The organism is Kitasatospora brasiliensis (assembly GCF_032654805.1).
GTDB classification, from domain to species: Bacteria; Actinomycetota; Actinomycetes; order Streptomycetales; family Streptomycetaceae; genus Kitasatospora; species Kitasatospora brasiliensis.
In genome coordinates this window covers 510,977-525,626 of record NZ_JAUOOW010000001.1, presented here as the reverse complement: position 1 = coordinate 525,626, position 14,650 = coordinate 510,977, and the positions used below count along the sequence as shown (strand labels likewise).

Annotated in this window: 14 protein-coding genes; 10 read left to right on the top strand and 4 right to left on the bottom strand. The window is 73.2% G+C overall.

The window, feature by feature from the left end; translation table 11 throughout:
* The first annotated feature begins 19 nt into the window (after window positions 1–19).
* The 3 genes from QWJ13_RS02305 to QWJ13_RS02295 all read left to right on the top strand — a co-directional run bounded on the left by QWJ13_RS02305 (window position 20) and on the right by QWJ13_RS02295 (window position 3,137).
* Window positions 20–463 (top strand): ATP-binding protein, encoded by a 444-nt coding sequence (locus QWJ13_RS02305; protein ID WP_316520138.1) that lies wholly within the window; start codon window positions 20–22, stop codon window positions 461–463.
* Between the two features lie 12 nt (window positions 464–475).
* Window positions 476–1,207 carry a hypothetical protein gene (locus tag QWJ13_RS02300; protein WP_316520137.1) on the top strand — a complete coding sequence of 244 codons (732 nt, stop codon included), beginning with the start codon at window positions 476–478 and terminating at the stop codon, window positions 1,205–1,207.
* Between the two features lie 550 nt (window positions 1,208–1,757).
* Window positions 1,758–3,137: a pyridoxal-phosphate dependent enzyme gene (locus QWJ13_RS02295; protein WP_316520136.1), complete on the top strand. Its 1,380-nt coding sequence runs from the start codon at window positions 1,758–1,760 to the stop codon at window positions 3,135–3,137.
* Here QWJ13_RS02295 and QWJ13_RS02290 read toward each other — a convergent pair whose 3' ends face one another.
* On the bottom strand, window positions 3,138–3,914 hold the full coding sequence (locus tag QWJ13_RS02290) for a TetR/AcrR family transcriptional regulator (protein ID WP_316520135.1): 777 nt from the start codon (window positions 3,912–3,914) through the stop codon (window positions 3,138–3,140).
* 104 nt (window positions 3,915–4,018) lie between these two features.
* Here QWJ13_RS02290 and QWJ13_RS02285 point away from each other — a divergent pair, with 104 nt between their 5' ends.
* From QWJ13_RS02285 to QWJ13_RS02270, 4 genes are all read left to right on the top strand, one after another.
* Entirely contained in the window at window positions 4,019–4,990 is a 972-nt protein-coding gene (locus tag QWJ13_RS02285; RefSeq protein WP_316520134.1) for an ATP-binding cassette domain-containing protein, read from the top strand.
* Window positions 4,990–5,817 carry an ABC transporter permease gene (locus tag QWJ13_RS02280; RefSeq protein ID WP_316520133.1) on the top strand — a complete coding sequence of 276 codons (828 nt, stop codon included), beginning with the start codon at window positions 4,990–4,992 and terminating at the stop codon, window positions 5,815–5,817. Before QWJ13_RS02285 ends, QWJ13_RS02280 begins: the two co-directional genes overlap by 1 nt.
* A gap of 61 nt (window positions 5,818–5,878) precedes the next feature.
* Window positions 5,879–6,865, top strand: a complete 987-nt coding sequence (locus QWJ13_RS02275; protein ID WP_316520132.1) for an aldo/keto reductase — start codon at window positions 5,879–5,881, stop codon at window positions 6,863–6,865.
* 121 nt (window positions 6,866–6,986) lie between these two features.
* Window positions 6,987–8,018, top strand: a complete 1,032-nt coding sequence (locus tag QWJ13_RS02270; RefSeq protein WP_316520131.1) for a S66 family peptidase — start codon at window positions 6,987–6,989, stop codon at window positions 8,016–8,018.
* A gap of 53 nt (window positions 8,019–8,071) precedes the next feature.
* Here QWJ13_RS02270 and QWJ13_RS02265 read toward each other — a convergent pair whose 3' ends face one another.
* Complete coding sequence (locus QWJ13_RS02265; protein WP_316520130.1) at window positions 8,072–8,341, bottom strand: hypothetical protein; 270 nt, start codon at window positions 8,339–8,341, stop codon at window positions 8,072–8,074.
* A 129-nt stretch (window positions 8,342–8,470) separates the two neighbouring features.
* On the opposite strand from QWJ13_RS02265, the gene QWJ13_RS02260 reads away from it, so the two are divergent.
* Complete coding sequence (locus QWJ13_RS02260) at window positions 8,471–9,139, top strand: C39 family peptidase (RefSeq protein ID WP_316520129.1); 669 nt, start codon at window positions 8,471–8,473, stop codon at window positions 9,137–9,139.
* 13 nt (window positions 9,140–9,152) lie between these two features.
* Here the strand turns inward: QWJ13_RS02260 and QWJ13_RS02255 are convergent, their stop codons facing one another.
* Window positions 9,153–10,004, bottom strand: a complete 852-nt coding sequence (locus QWJ13_RS02255) for an SCO6745 family protein (protein WP_316520128.1) — start codon at window positions 10,002–10,004, stop codon at window positions 9,153–9,155.
* 261 nt (window positions 10,005–10,265) lie between these two features.
* On the opposite strand from QWJ13_RS02255, the gene rpe reads away from it, so the two are divergent.
* Together rpe and QWJ13_RS02245 are read left to right on the top strand one after the other, a co-directional pair.
* Entirely contained in the window at window positions 10,266–10,949 is a 684-nt protein-coding gene (gene rpe, locus QWJ13_RS02250; RefSeq protein ID WP_316520127.1) for a ribulose-phosphate 3-epimerase, read from the top strand.
* Between the two features lie 141 nt (window positions 10,950–11,090).
* Window positions 11,091–12,050, top strand: coding sequence for a pirin family protein (locus QWJ13_RS02245; RefSeq protein ID WP_316520126.1), 960 nt, complete (start codon window positions 11,091–11,093; stop codon window positions 12,048–12,050).
* 438 nt (window positions 12,051–12,488) lie between these two features.
* Here the strand turns inward: QWJ13_RS02245 and QWJ13_RS02240 are convergent, their stop codons facing one another.
* A complete protein-coding gene (locus QWJ13_RS02240) occupies window positions 12,489–14,612 on the bottom strand; it encodes an IPT/TIG domain-containing protein (RefSeq protein WP_316520125.1) in 2,124 nt (707 codons plus the stop codon).
* Window positions 14,613–14,650: the final 38 nt, after the last annotated feature.

Genomic DNA, 14,650 nt, shown 5'->3' with positions numbered 1-14,650 from the left:
TGAAGGTGTGGGGTGACTCATGTCCACCTTGCGTAACCCGGTCCTCCGAACCTGGGAGACCGTCCTCACCGAGCACTCGAACTCGGTCCGCACCGCCCGCCGCCTCGTCCGGACCCAGCTGAACTCCTGGAGCTGGAGCGGCGATCCCGTCGACGACCTCGTTCTGATCACCTCGGAGCTCGTCACCAACGCCGTCGTCCACGCCTGCCAGGGCTACGGCGAAGTCCGCCTCTCCCTCCAGGAGTTCGGCGGCGACTGCCGGCTCGAAGTCTGGGACCCGCGCGGCGACCTCCAACTCCGCCGCCCCCACCCCCGTCGTTTCACCGAAGGCGGCCGAGGCATCGACCTCGTTCGTCAACTCGCCTTCGACTTCGGCGTCATCGCCCGCCGGGACGCCGGCAAGCGCGTCTGGGTCCGCATGCTGCTCGACCCGGCCAACACCCCGACCTCCCAAGCTCATTGATCCGAGGCTCCCATGCCCGAACTGCACCCCGCCGCCATCGTCCACCGCGACCCGGGGGCTCTCCTGGACCGCTGCGACATCGGCGGCGTCCGGCGCCTCTACCGCGAGCCCGGCTACGAGTCGGGCGCCATCGTCCCGGCCGGTGACTGGGCCCCGATGTCCGCCGACCTCCCCAGGCGGTACGCGCCGACCAGCTTCACCAGGGAGGGCGGCATGGTGGAGTTCTTCCGACTCCCCGCCGATGTCATCGCCTTGCCCGAACTCACCTCCCTGGTCGACACGTTGGGTGACCCGGAGGCCATCCCGCTCGCCGCGACCTACGACCCGCCCGACGAACCCGTCACCCACCGCCTGCCGACCAGCGGCCTGCGCCCCGGCCTGCACATCGACAACCGCGAGAACGCCTCCTTCACCGACTGCGCCTTCGCCCGCCGCCGACTCTGCGTCAACATGGGCCCCGGCAGCCGATACCTCTTCCTCGTGACCACCCCCATCACGTCCATGTGCAAGGCCGTGTACGACCGCTACGAGAACCACCACCCGCACACCGGCGACTTCGGGCTCTACCTGACCGAGCGGAAGCGGGCGAGCGTCCTGCGGATCCGCATCGACCCGGGCGAGGGCTGGATCGCGCCGACCGCACTGCTCCCGTTCGACGAGTCCACGGAGGGCGAGCGGCTGCCGTCCACCACAGCCTCCAGGCTGGGGCGCTGGCGTCGTGGCCGCTTGCGCCCACTGATCTGACAATCAGTCACGCTCCGCACACGGCCACCGAGGACGGTCGTGTGTGGCGCCGGTGCACGTCTTGGGGTGCGCCGAGATCGTGGGGCGTGAAAGCCCTGCTGCGCGCCCCGCAGTGTCCGCGCATGGAGAGGCCGGGGATCGATTTTCCGGCCCCAGCCGAAGGCTGTGCCGAGAGATGGTCCGATCGCGCCTGCCCACCGGATGCTGCCGGTGGGCAGGCCGATGAGTGTGCGCTGGTGATCAAGAGCTTGGTCCCTGACGGGGCACGCGGAGACGGGGCAGCCTCCCACCCTGCTGCCGGCGCGTCATGGACGCTCGTCGCATGGGGAACCCGGCGTCCTGACGGGGCGCAGGAAGTCGGCTGGGTCGACTTCCTGCGCACGAACGTGATCGGTGCACGGGGCCGGGCTGCCGGTGAGGTCACCCGCGAGGCCGCGCACGCAAGGGCGGCCTCGCATGATCCCCCAGCACTTGATCAGCTGTGAAGACGACTCCTGGCGCCCCCTTTGCCGGGCAGACTGGTGCGGAAAGCCAGTGAAAGGGCCCGATGATGACCGCTGTGCACGAATCCGTCCTCGACGCGATCGGCGGGACGCCGCTGTTCCGTCTCGCCCGACTCGGCGCGGGGATCGCCGCGCCGATCTATGCCAAGGCCGAGTTCCTCAACATCGGGGGCAGTGTCAAGGACCGCGCCGCGCTGTCCATGGTGCTGGCCGCCGAGCGGGACGGGCTGTTGAAGCCGGGCGGGACGATCATCGAGGCGACCTCCGGGAACACCGGCATCGGCCTGGCCATCGTCGGGCGGCAGCGCGGGTACCGGGTGATCGCCGGGGTGGCGGACAAGTCGGCGGCGGAGAAGTCCGACATCCTGCGGGCGTACGGCGCGGAGGTGGTGCTCGCCCCGACCTCGGTGCCGTTCGAGGACCCGCGGCACCTGTTCCACGTGGTCCGGCGGCTGGCCGAGGAGATCCCCGGCGCCTGGCTCGCCAACCAGTACGACAACCTGGCCAACCCGGACGCCCATGTCCGGACCACCGGCCCCGAGATCTGGGAGCAGACCGGCGGCCGGGTGACCCACTTCGTCGCGGGCGTCGGCACCGGCGGCACCATCACCGGCACCGGCGGGCACCTGAAAGAGGTGTCCGGCGGCTCGGTGACGGTGATCGGCGCGGACCCGGAGTCCTCCTCGTACGGGGGCGGCGACGGCAGCCCGTGGTACGTCGAGAGCATCGGGCACTTCCTCCACCCGGAGACGGTCGAGGACCGCTGGCCGGAGGCCTACCGGTCGGAGGTGGTCGACTCCTTCGAGCGGATCCCGGACCGCGAGTCGCTGCTGACGGCCCGCCGGCTCGCCCGTGAGGAGGGCCTGCTGGCCGGCCCGTCCTCCGGCGCCGCCGTGGCGGCCGCGCTGCGGGTGGCGCGGGGGCTGGGCCCGGACGACCTGGTGGTCGTGCTGCTGCCGGACTCGGGCCGCTCCTACCTGTCCAAGCTGCACAGCGACACATGGATGCGCGCGTGGGGCTTCCTGGAGGAGGCGGAGACGGATGGCCTGCGGCCGCTGCTGGACGCCGCCGAGCCGCTGGTGACGGTCGACGCCGACGCGACCGTGGGCGATGCCCTGGAGCTGCTGCGCACCGCGCCGGGCGGGGTGGCTCCGGCCGTCCTGCCACGCCCGGCGCGCCCGTACGGGCTGGCCCCGGCGGAGGTGGTCGGCTCGGTCTCCCGGGACGCGCTGGCGGCGGCACTCGCGGACGGCGCCGCCAAGCCGGGCGACCCGCTGGGCGCGCTGGTCGGGCCGGCGCTGCCGGTGGTCGGTGTCGGGCAGTCGCCGGCCGAGGCGCGGGCGGCGGTGGGGGAGGCGCGCGAGGTGGTGCTCGTGCTGGTGGACGGGAAGGTCGCCGGGGCGCTGGCCCGGGAGGCGCTGAGCTAGTCAGTCCTCCGAAGTCGGCGCCAGGATGGCGGAGATGACCCGGTTCAGGGTGCGGTCGAAGGCCGTGTCCGGATCGGCGGGCGGCCCGGCGGTGGCGAACGCCTGGGCCAGGTGCGGGTATTCGCCGCCGGCCGCCGCCTGGCCGAGGTAACCGGCCAGCTCCGCCTGCCACTTGGCGCCCGCCGCCGCCGTCTGCTCGTACTGCGCGAACTGGCAGATGAAGCCGTTGAACAGCGCCATCGCCTCCATCCGGGCCCCGCCGTCGAGCCCGGTGGGGGCGGTGGCGGCCAGGAAGTGATCGGTGTAGCGCAGGGCGTTGGGGCCGATGCCCGGGCGGGCCACCACCAGTGCGGGCAGCCAGGGGTGGCGGCGGAAGATGGCGAGCTGCTGGTGGGCGAGTGCGGTGAGGTCGGCCCGCACATCGCCGCTCGGCTCGGGTGGCAGGCGGTACTCGCCGGAGGCCGCGTCGAGCATCAGGTCGAGCAGGTGTTCCTTTTTTGGCACGTAGTTGTAGAGCGACATGGTGCCCGCGCCCAGCGCCGCCGCGACCCGGCGCATCGAGGCGGCCTCCAGGCCCTCGGCGTCGGCGATCGAGATCGCTGCCGCGGCGATCGAGTCGCGGCTGTGGGCCGGTCGCGGGCCGCGCCCGGTGCGCTCGGGGCGCAGCCAGATCAGCTCGGGCGCCTCGGGGGGCACGGGCTTGTCGGGCTTCTCGGACGGCTCGGACGGCTCAGGCGGCTCAGACGGATCGGACGGCTCGGACTTGCTGGACGGCACTGGAAGATCACCTCGCCCACCCATCTTAGATACGTACGCCGTACGTAGTACGATGGCGCCCAAGCGCGCTTCTACGTACGCTGTACCTAGAGAAGGGCAGAGCCATGTCCGACCCCGCCCGACCCGTCGCCGGCACGGCGCCCGCCATCGAGATGGCGGGCGTGGCGAAACGCTTCGGCGCCACCGAGGCCCTGCGCGGCCTCGACCTCACCGTCCCGGCCGGCACCGTCTGTGGCCTGCTCGGCCCCAACGGCGCCGGCAAGACCACCGCCGTACGCGTGCTCGCCACCCTGGTCGCCCCCGACCGCGGCACCGCGCGGGTCGCCGGGCACGACGTCGTCCGCGCCGCCGAGGACGTCCGGCGCGCCATCGGCCTCGCCGGGCAGCACGCCGCCGTCGACGAGGGCATCACCGGCCGCGACAACCTCCGGCTGCTCGGCCGGCTGCACCACCTCGGCGCCCGCCGCGCCCGGGAGCGCGCCGACGAGCTGCTCACCCGCTTCGACCTCACCGAGGCCGCCGACCGGCTCGTCCGCACCTACTCCGGTGGCATGCGCCGGCGCCTCGACCTGATCGCCAGCCTGGTCACCAGCCCGCCGGTGCTCTTCCTGGACGAGCCCACCACCGGGCTCGATCCGCGCAGCCGGCAGGCGATCTGGGACACCGTCAAGGATTTGGCGGGCGGCGGCACCACCGTGCTGCTCACCACCCAGTACCTGGAGGAGGCCGACCGGCTCGCCGACGACATCGTGGTCGTCGACCACGGCGCCGCCATCGCCACCGGCCCGCCGGCCCGGCTCAAGGCGGCGATCGGCAGTCAGGTCTCCGTCACCCTGGCGGACGTCGGCCAACTCGCCGCCACCGCCGTGGTGTTGTCCTCGCTGACCGGCGGCGATGCCCGGGTGGACGTCGCCGAGCGGTCCGTCACGGTGCTGACCGCACCCGGCGTCTCGGTTCTGCTGCCCTCGCTGGTCCGGGAGTTGGACGGCGCCGGGGTCGTCGCGCAGGACGTCGCGGTGCGGGCGCCCTCGCTGGACGACGTGTTCCTCGCGCTCACCGAAGGGAAGGCCGCCTGATGTCCGTCACCGCCGCCGTCACCGCAGCCCCGCACCCCGCCGCCGCGGCCCGGCTGCTCTCCGACACCCGGACGTCGATGCTCCGGGTCCTGCTCAACTACCGCCGCTCACCAGGCCTGTTGGCCGCCTCGCTGGGCGTGCCGGTGGTGATGGTCGTCGTCTTCGGGTACGTCTTCGGCAGCGCCATGCAGGTGCCGGGCGGCGGCGACTACCGGGAGTTCCTGATGCCCGGCCTGTTCGCCATGGTCGCCACCAACGGCATCATGCCCACCATGGTCGGCGCCGCCCGCGACGTCGGGCGCGGCGTCACCGACCGGCTGCGCTCCATGCCCGTCTCCCGCACCGGACTGCTGCTCGGGCAGACCCTCGCCGACCTGCTGGTCAGCGTGGTCGTCCTGGCCCTGCTGGCCCTGGTCGGGCTCGGGGCCGGCTGGCGCGCCCGGCACGGACTCGCCGACGCGGCAGGGGCGTTCGCGCTGCTGCTGCTCTTCCGCTTCGTGATGACCTGGGCGGGCACCCTGCTCGGCCTGGCCGTCGGCAAGGAGGAGGCGGCCGGTCAACTGTCCGTCGCCGTCTTCCCGCTGGCGATGGTCACCAACGCCTACGTGCCGACCGGCGGCATGCCCGGCTGGCTGCGGTTCCTCGCCGACTGGAACCCGATCAGCTCCGTCGTCCAGGCCTGCCGGGAGCTGTTCGGCAACCCCTCGGCGGCCGGTACCGTCTGGCCGACCCAGCACGCGGTGGCGGCCGCGCTGCTCTGGAGCGGCGTGCTCCTCGCGCTCTGCGTGCCGCTCGCCGTACGGAAGTTCGCCACTCACGGGCGGTGATCGGCCGTGTCCGGCGGAATGTGCTGGACACCGGGGCCGGTGCGACGGAAGGTGGTTCGCCATGGAGTACACCCACCTCGGCCGCACCGGCCTGACCGTCTCCCGCCTCTGCCTCGGCACCATGAACTTCGGCCGCCACACCGAGGAAGCCGAAGCCCACCGCCTGATGGACACCGCCCACGAACGCGGCATCAACTTCTTCGACACCGCCAACGTCTACGGCCGCGACACCGAGGGCAACCTCAGGGGCCGCACCGAGGAGATCATCGGCCGCTGGTTCGCCCAGGGCGGCGGCCGCCGCGAGCGCACCGTCCTCGCCACCAAGGCCTACGGCGACATGGGCGACTGGCCCAACGAGGGCAAGCTCTCCGCGCTCGCCATCCGCAAGGCCGTCGAGGCCAGCCTGCGCCGCCTCCGGACCGACCACATCGACCTCTACCAGATGCACCACATCGACCGGGCCGCGCCCTGGGAGGAGGTCTGGCAGGCGATGGAGGTGCTGGTCGCCCAGGGCAAGATCGTCTACGTGGGCTCCAGTAACTTCGCCGGCTGGCACATCGCCCAGGCCCAGGAGGCCGCCCGCTCCCGGCACTTCCTCGGCCTGGTCAGCGAGCAGTCCCTCTACAACCTGCTGGACCGCACCGTCGAACTGGAGGTCATCCCCGCGCTCCAGCACTACGGCCTCGGGCTGATCCCGTGGTCCCCGCTGCGCAGCGGCCTGCTCGGCGGCATCCTGCGCAAGGAGCGTGAGGGCGCCCGGGGCCGCAGCTCCGTCAGTTACACCCAGGAACTCCTGGCCAAGCACCGCGACCGCATCCAGGCCTACGAGGACTTCGCGGAGGAGCTCGGCACCGACCCGGCCGACCTGGCCCTCGCCTGGCTCCTCTCCCGGCCCGCCGTCACCGCCCCGATCGTCGGCCCCCGCACCGCGGCCCACCTGGACGCGGCGATCCGGGCGCTCGACCTCACGCTCGACCAGAAGACCCTGGACCGCCTCGACGAACTCTTCCCGGGCCACCAGCCGGCCCCGGAGGACTACGCCTGGTAGGCCGGATACGGCCCCGCCCGGCCCCGACCGCCCGAGGGTGGTCGGGGCCGTGGTGTTCGCGCCCGGACGGCACGCGGAAATTCGATGCCGCTCCGAGGTGATGCCATGTCAGAATCCGGACATGTCGATCAGGTACCCGCGCCCCCTCCGCCCCGGCGACCGCATCGGGGTGACGTCCCCGTCCAGCGGAGTGGCGCCGAGGCATCGCGAGCGCCTGCGGGTCGCCGTCCAGGACGTGACGGAGCGCGGCTACGAGGTCGTCGTCGGGGCGTGCATGGACGGCTCCGGGCACGTCAGCGCCCCGGCGGCGGAGCGGGCGCGGGAGCTGATGGAAATGCTCACCGACCCCACGATCGGGGCCGTGGTGCCGCCGTGGGGCGGGGAGACGGCGATCGACCTGCTGCCGCTGCTCGACTGGGAGCGGCTGCGGGAGGCGGAGCCGACCTGGATGGTCGGATATTCGGACATCGCCACGTTGATCACCCCGCTGACCCTGCTCACCGGCATCGCGACCGTCCACGGCAACAACCTCATGGACACGCCCTACCGGGTGCCCGAAGGCCTGCTCTCCTGGCTGGACATCGTGGCCGCGCCCGCCGGGGCCGCGCTCACCCAGGTGCCGTACGGGCGCCACCGCTCGGGAGGCTTCGACGACTTCACCGCCCACCCGGCGGTGCGCGAGTTCACGCTCGACGCCGAGGGCGGCTGGCGCCGGCTCGACGGCGGCACGGGCGAGGTGGTGGCCGAGGGCCGGCTGATCGGAGGCTGCGTCGAGACGCTGTGCAACCTCGGGGGGACGCGCTACCTGGACGCCTCGGCCTTCGCCGACGCCGAGTCCCCGGACGGGCTGCTGGTGTACATCGAGGCGGACTGCGACGAGGCCTTCATGATCTGCCGCAACCTGCACGGCCTGCGGCTGGCCGGGTTCTTCGACCGCGCCAACGCGATCCTGGTCGGCCGCACCAACGCGTCGGACAGCGCCACGCTCACCCAGGACGAGGCCGTCCTCGACGCGCTCGGCTCGCTGGGCGTGCCGATCATCGCCGACGTGGAGTGCGGCCACGTCCCGCCGTTCCTGCCGATCGTCAACGGGGCGCGCGGGCGGCTCGTCCACTCGGCGGCGCGCAGCGAGCTGACGCAGATCCTGGACTGACGCGCCAACGGGGTTGGCGGGCGGTCGAGTTGGCTCGCTGCGCGGCGGCTGGCCTACCGGGAGCCGGAGCCGGAGCCGGAGCCGGAGCCGGAGCCGGAACCGGAGGCAGAGGCGGAGACCGAGGCCGGCAGCGCCGGCGAGTCGAGCGGCGCCGGGAAGCGGGACGGGGACGTGGCCGTGGGGGACGGCGGGGCGGGCGCGTAGGTGACGGGGTCGGTGGGGGAGTCCGGGCCCAGGGTGATCGCGACGTAGACCGCCGGAGCGATGACGATCAGCCCGCCCATGGCCAGCAGGGCCAGCAGCCCCAGTACGACGCGCTTCACCGGTGTCTCCTCGGTCTCTCGGGTACGGCGTGATCACGCTAGGCGCGGGCCGGGGCGCGACGCCTGAGTACGGCTACTCAGGGAGTGTCGTGAGTTGTCCGGTCGGCCCGGCCGTGAGAGCTTCGGGGGATGGTGGATCAGGGCGCGGCGCGGCCGGAGGCGCCGGTGCGGCCGTTGCGGGTGGTGCACGAGGTGCCGTACCGCGCGCAGTGGGAGTCGGCGGAGCTGGTGCGGGAGATCGTCGACGGGCGGCTGGACGCCGCCGCGGACCCACGCTGGGGGCAGTCCGGCGCGGCCACGCCGGAGGACTACGCGTGGTGGTCCTGGCGGCTGTGCGGGGTGGCCTGCCTGCGGATGGCGCTGGAGCACTGGTGGGGCGTGAGCCCGGCGGCGATGGCGCTCGCGGAGGAGTGCGTGGCGGCCGGCGCGTACCGGCGGGACGGCGACAGCCTGCGCGGGCTGATCCACGCGCCGTTCGCCGAGTACGTCGGGCGGCGCTGGGGACTGGCCGCGCGGGCAAGGGAGTTGACGCCCGAGGAGGTGTCGGCCGAGGTGGCCGGCGGGCGGCTGGTGATGGTGTCGGTGCACCCGTCGATCCGGGAGCCGTACGGGCCGGAGCCGGTGCGGCGCGGCGGCCACCTGGTGCTGGCGGTGGGTGCCACGGACACGGCGCTGCTGATCCACAACCCGTCCGGGTTCCCCGGGGAGTCGCAGGCCTTCGCGCGCGTGCCGTGGCGGTCGTTCGGGCAGTTCTACGCCGGGCGGGGGATCGTGCTCGGCCCGCCCGGGGCCCGCTGAACCCGCGGGCCGGTCACGTGTTCTCCGGCAACCCCATCGGGTTGATCGGCAGCCGGCTGCGACACAGTGCCGAGATCGGCTTCAACGCCGCTGCCAGCCGGTCGAGTTCGGCGCGCGGGTAGCCCTCCCAGACCCGGGCGGCGGCGAGGTCGGTGGCGGCCTCCAGGGCCTGGTGGCGGTTCCGGCCGAGCTCGGTGACGGCGCCCTCGGCGGTCAGCCAGCCGCGCTCGACCAGGCGCTCGGCGGCGCCCTCCCACTGGGCGTCCGTCCACCCGCGCAGCGGCTGGAGGTCCTCGCGCCGCAGGTCCATCGCGCAGCGGATCACCAGCGCCTCGCAGCCGTCCAGCCCGGCCGTCACCAGGGCGGCCACATGGCCGTCGCCGCGGTGCTCGCGCATCACGGTGGCGGCCTGCCAGAGCCGCTCGTACAGGCCGCTGGGGCGGGGGAGCGCGGCGTTGGCGGCGGCCAGCACCCGGCCGGCGCAGTCCAGCCGGGCGACGGCCTGCTCCAGGCTCTCGGCGGCCAGTTCGACCTGGGCCTGGTCGACGTGCTCCAGCAGCCGGCCCAGGACCGCCGCCGAGCCCTTCAGCCGGGCCGTCAGCGCCTCCTCCGGGCTCGCGTGGTTCCACACCTCCGGCAGCGTCTGCTCGACCACCGCCGGGGCGAAGGTGAAGAACGCGGCGGTCACCGGCGCGGCGTCCACCGCGCCCAGCGGGGCGGCGCGGGTGCCGAAGTAGCCGTACACGCGGCCGCGCAGACCGGCCTCCTCGAAGGCGGCGCGGCCCTCGGGCATGAAGTAGGTGACGGCGTGCACCGGCTCGAAGAGCCACCACAGCGAGCGGGCGGGGTGGACGAGATCGGCCATCGGGAGACCTTCCTCGGACGGAGCCCCGGCGGGGCGGGGCTCGGCGGGTCGGGACGGCCGGCGGCCACCGGCAGGGGCGCGCGGACCGCTCTCCTGCTGATGACCACGGTGACGGCCCCGGTAATCCCGCGGGGCGGTGTGATGCCGGTCACGCGCGGGTCGCCGCGTGCGGTCGGCGGGGCGCGGCGCGGGATGATGGGATGAGGTGCCCGCTCCCGGGTGTCCAGCCCTCGCAAGCCCTCGTACGAAGGTAGTCGGTCAATGGCCCAGATCAACCCCAGCATCCTGTCCGCGGACTTCGCCCGGCTCGCCGACGAGGCCGAGGCCGCCCGGGGTTCCGACTGGCTGCACGTGGACGTCATGGACAACCACTTCGTGCCCAACCTGACCCTCGGCGTCCCGGTCGTCGAGTCGCTCGCCCGCGCCACCGACACCCCGCTCGACTGCCACCTGATGATCGAGGACCCGGACCGCTGGGCCCCGCAGTACGTCGAGGCCGGCGCCGGCTCGGTCACCTTCCACGTCGAGGCCGCCGCCGCGCCCGTCCGCCTCGCCCGCGAGATCCGCGCCAAGGGCGCCCGCGCCTCGATGGCGCTCAAGCCGGGCACCCCGATCGAGCCGTACGAGGACCTGCTGCCCGAGCTCGACATGGTGCTGATCATGACCGTCGAGCCCGGCTTCGGCGGCCAGGCGTTCCTGGACATCATGCTGCCGAAGATCCGCCGCACCCGCGAGCTGATCGCCAAGCACGACCTGGAGCTGTGGCTCCAGGTGGACGGCGGCGTCGCGGCGAACACGATCGAGCGCTGCGCGGAGGCGGGCGCGGACGTGTTCGTGGCCGGCTCGGCGGTGTACGGGGCCGAGGACCCGGCCGAGGCGGTCCGCAACCTGCGTGCCCTGGCCGACAAGGCGACGGCCGACGCCTGGTGGGCCTGCGCCCACTGAGGTCCGCTCGCTGTTCCCGGCTGCCGCCGGATGGCCGGGCACAGGTGGAGGAGTGCCGCACCGTGCCGGATGATCGGTGACGACCATCGGTGACGACGTCCCGTCCTCGCCCGGCCTTCCTCGTACGGTGGTGGAACCGCGATGAGCAACCTCGACCTCAGGCCCGCCCCGACCAGCTGCGGCCGCGAGGCCAGCGCCGGCCCGGTCAGGGATCTTCTGAGGCCACGTCAATTCCCGTTGGGCGCAAGCACGGTGGTCCGCAGACTGCTGCCCAACCTGGGCCGCCGGATGGTCGGCGCCTGGTGCTTCGTGGACCACTACGGCCCCGACGACATCGCCGACGAGCCCGGCATGCAGGTCCCGCCGCACCCGCACATGGGCCTCCAGACGGTCAGCTGGCTCCACCAGGGCGAGGTGCTGCACCGCGACAGCCTCGGCAGCCTCCAGACCGTCCGGCCGTACGAACTGGGCCTGATGACCTCCGGCCGGGCGATCTCGCACTCCGAGGAGTCCCCGCGCCCGCACGCCCGCTACCTGCACGGCGCCCAGCTCTGGGTCGCCCTCCCGGACGCCGGCCGGAACCTCGCCCCCGCCTTCGAGCACCACCCCGACCTGCCCGTGGTCACCGCCCCGGGCCTGCGCGCCACCGTCATCCTCGGCACCCTCGACACGGCCACCTCGCCGGGCGCCACCCACACCCCGCTGGTCGGCGCCGACCTCGCCCTCGCCGAGGGCGCCGACCTCCACCTCCCGCTCGTCCCCGACTTCGAGTACGCCGTCCTCGCCATGTCCGGCCGCGTCGACGTCGACGGCGTCCCGGTCGAGCCCGGCTCCATGCTCTACCTCGGCTGCGGCCGCCCCGCCCTCCCGCTGCGCGCCCACAGCGACGCCGCCGTCCTGCTCCTCGGCGGCGAGCCCTTCGAGGAGAAGATCGTCATGTGGTGGAACTTCATCGGCCGATCCGGTGAGGAGATCGTACAGGCGCGAAACGACTGGGAGAAGGGGATTCGCTTCGGCGACGTGCACGGCTACGACGGTGCCCGACTGCCTGCTCCGGAGCTGCCCGACATCCCGCTGAAGTCGCGCGGACGGGTGCGTTGACCTGCGGAAACGTGGATGGCCGGTGCTGAGGGGCGATCGGTTGGCCGCTGTGGTGCGGCGGCCCGTCGGGGGCTTCCGCCCGGTCGCAGCGCGCCGGTTGGCAGCCGCTGGACCGCTCCGGATCAGGGGCCTAGGCTTCGCATGTTTGCGAGATCGTCGAGAAGGCCTAACGGGACACCCCCGCGTCGCCTTGTGCTTCCTGGAGGCTCGGTCCGGCCGCGTACGCCGGCGAGGTGCCATTGCGGGTCATCGTCAAGGCCCTGGAGGAGGGGCGTAGGGCGCCAACCACTGGCCGGCCCGGTCGATGGCCGCGGCGACCGGGATGAGAACCGCTCCAGCTCCGCCCGCGCCGGTCCCCTGGAACGCCCTGAACCGGGCCGCCTGGTGGGTGGGTCGTGGCTGGGTGTCGCGACCACCCACCAGGCGGGGGTTGTTCGGTCAGTCCTGGTGGCGTCGGCGGCGGCTGAGGGCGATGGTGAGGCCGCCGGCGATCAGCAGGGCGGCGCTGACCGTCACTGTGGTGAGTGCGGTGGCGCCGGTGCTGGCGAGAACACCCGAGGCCTGCCGGGACGTTGAAGCCGCCGGTGCCTGGGTTGTTGACGAACCGGAGTCGGGAGTGCCGGGCGTCTGACCGCCCTCGGTAGCTGTCGGGGTCGGGGTCGGGGAGGGGGTGCTGCCGGTCGAGACCGTCAGCTCCGTCTCGCAGCCCTTCTCCTCGGCGCAGTGACCACGCTTGTCGTCCGACGTGGTGACGACGTTCTGCAGCCTTCCATCGCCACTACCACCCACGGTCACGGAGTAGGTGATCGTCGCACTGCCGTCCACCGGCAGGTCGCCGGTCCAGGTCAGCTTGCCGTCCTTGACCTCGGCGGTGCCGGTGCTGGCCTTGACGTCGCCGTTGTAGGCGGCGTCGTCCAGGACCTTGGACAGGTCGTCGTTGATCGTGGCGCCCTTGACCTCCACCGCACCCTTCTGGGTCGCGGTGATGGTGTAGGTGACCTTGTCGCCTGGCTTCACCGTCGAACCCGACTTCGGGTCAGAGGACTTGGTGAAGACGTAGGCCCCGATCGTCGCCGGGTCCTCGTAGGTGTAGGACTGTGCGTCGCTGGTGCCACTCGGCGTGGTGACGTTGACGTCGACCGCGCCGGCAGCACTCGCGGCGGGCGCGGTGGCGGTGATCCGGGTGTCGCTGTCGACGGTGACCGCGGTGGCGGGCACGGTGCCGAAGGTGACGGCGCTCGCCCCGGTCAGGTGGCTGCCGGTGATCGTGACGGTGGTGCCGCCGGCCAGCGGGCCGCGGTCGGGCGCGATGCCGCTCACCACGGGCGCCGGGGCGTCGTATGTGTACTTCCCCGCCGCCACGGTGTGGCCCGAGACGGTCAGTGCCACGTCGACGGCGCCGGCGGCGTGCGCCGGGACGGTCGCGGTGACGGTGCCGCGGTCGACGACCTTCACGTCGGTCGCCGGGGTGCCGCCGATACTGACGGCGCTGGTGCCGGCCAGGTGGTTGCCGCTGATCGTGACGGTCGTGCCACCCGCGGCCGGACCGTGGCCGGGGCTGATGCCGGTGACCGCCGGCGGCACGGGCTTGCCGACCGCGACGCCGTACGGGCCGGCCCCGGTCGGGACGGTGGCGGTGACGGTGTTGGTCGCGGTGTCGATCACCGACATGCTGTTCGAGGTGTTGTTGGAGACGTACACGGCGGTGCCGGCCGGATCCATCGCCAGCCCGATCGGCCGGATGCCGACCGGCACGGTGGCGACGACGGTGTTGGTCGTGGTGTCCGCGACCGTCACCGTGTGGGCGAGGGTGCTGGCGACGTAGAGGTACCGCCCGTCCGGGGTGACGGCCATGCCCTGCGGCTGGTTGGTGATCGGAAGGTCGGCCGTGACCGTGTCGGTGGCGGTGTCGATCACCGACACCCTCCTGGTGCCGGAGCCGTTGTAGTGGCCGACGTACACGTGCTTGCCGTCGGGGGTGACCGCGAGGCCGGCCGGGTTCGCGGGGCCGCCGGTCGGGCGGACGGTGGCGGTGACGGTGTTGCCGGCGGTGTCGACGACGGACACCGAGTTGCCGGCGAAGGAGGCGACGTAGGCCCGCTTGCCGTCCGGGGTCAGCGCGATCGTGTCGGGGTAGGCGCCGACGGCGACGCTGGCGGTCACCTTCAGGCTGGGCAGGTCGATCACGTCCAGCTTGCCGGGGCTCGCGTAGCTGGCGTAGCCCACGTAGGCGCGCTCGCCGTCCGGGGAGAAGGCCACCGGCAGAGGGGACTCGCCGACCGGGATGGTCCTGACGACGGCGTTGCTGGTGGTGTCGATCATCGACACGGAGGCACCGCCGTTGTTGGTGACCAGCACCGTCGTGCCGTCCGGTGACAGGGCCACGCCCTGCGGCTTGACGCCGACCGGGATGGTGGCGGCCACCTCGCCGGTCTCCGGGTCGTAGGCGGTGACGGTGTTGTCGTTCATGTTGGCGACGTAGACCAGCTGCGCCGACGGTGCGGCGTGCCCCGTCCCGGCCGGGACGACCGCGCCCAGGGCGCCCAGCGCCGTGGCCGTCACTGTCGCCGATATGCCCCGCCGCAGTCTTCGCCAGCGGC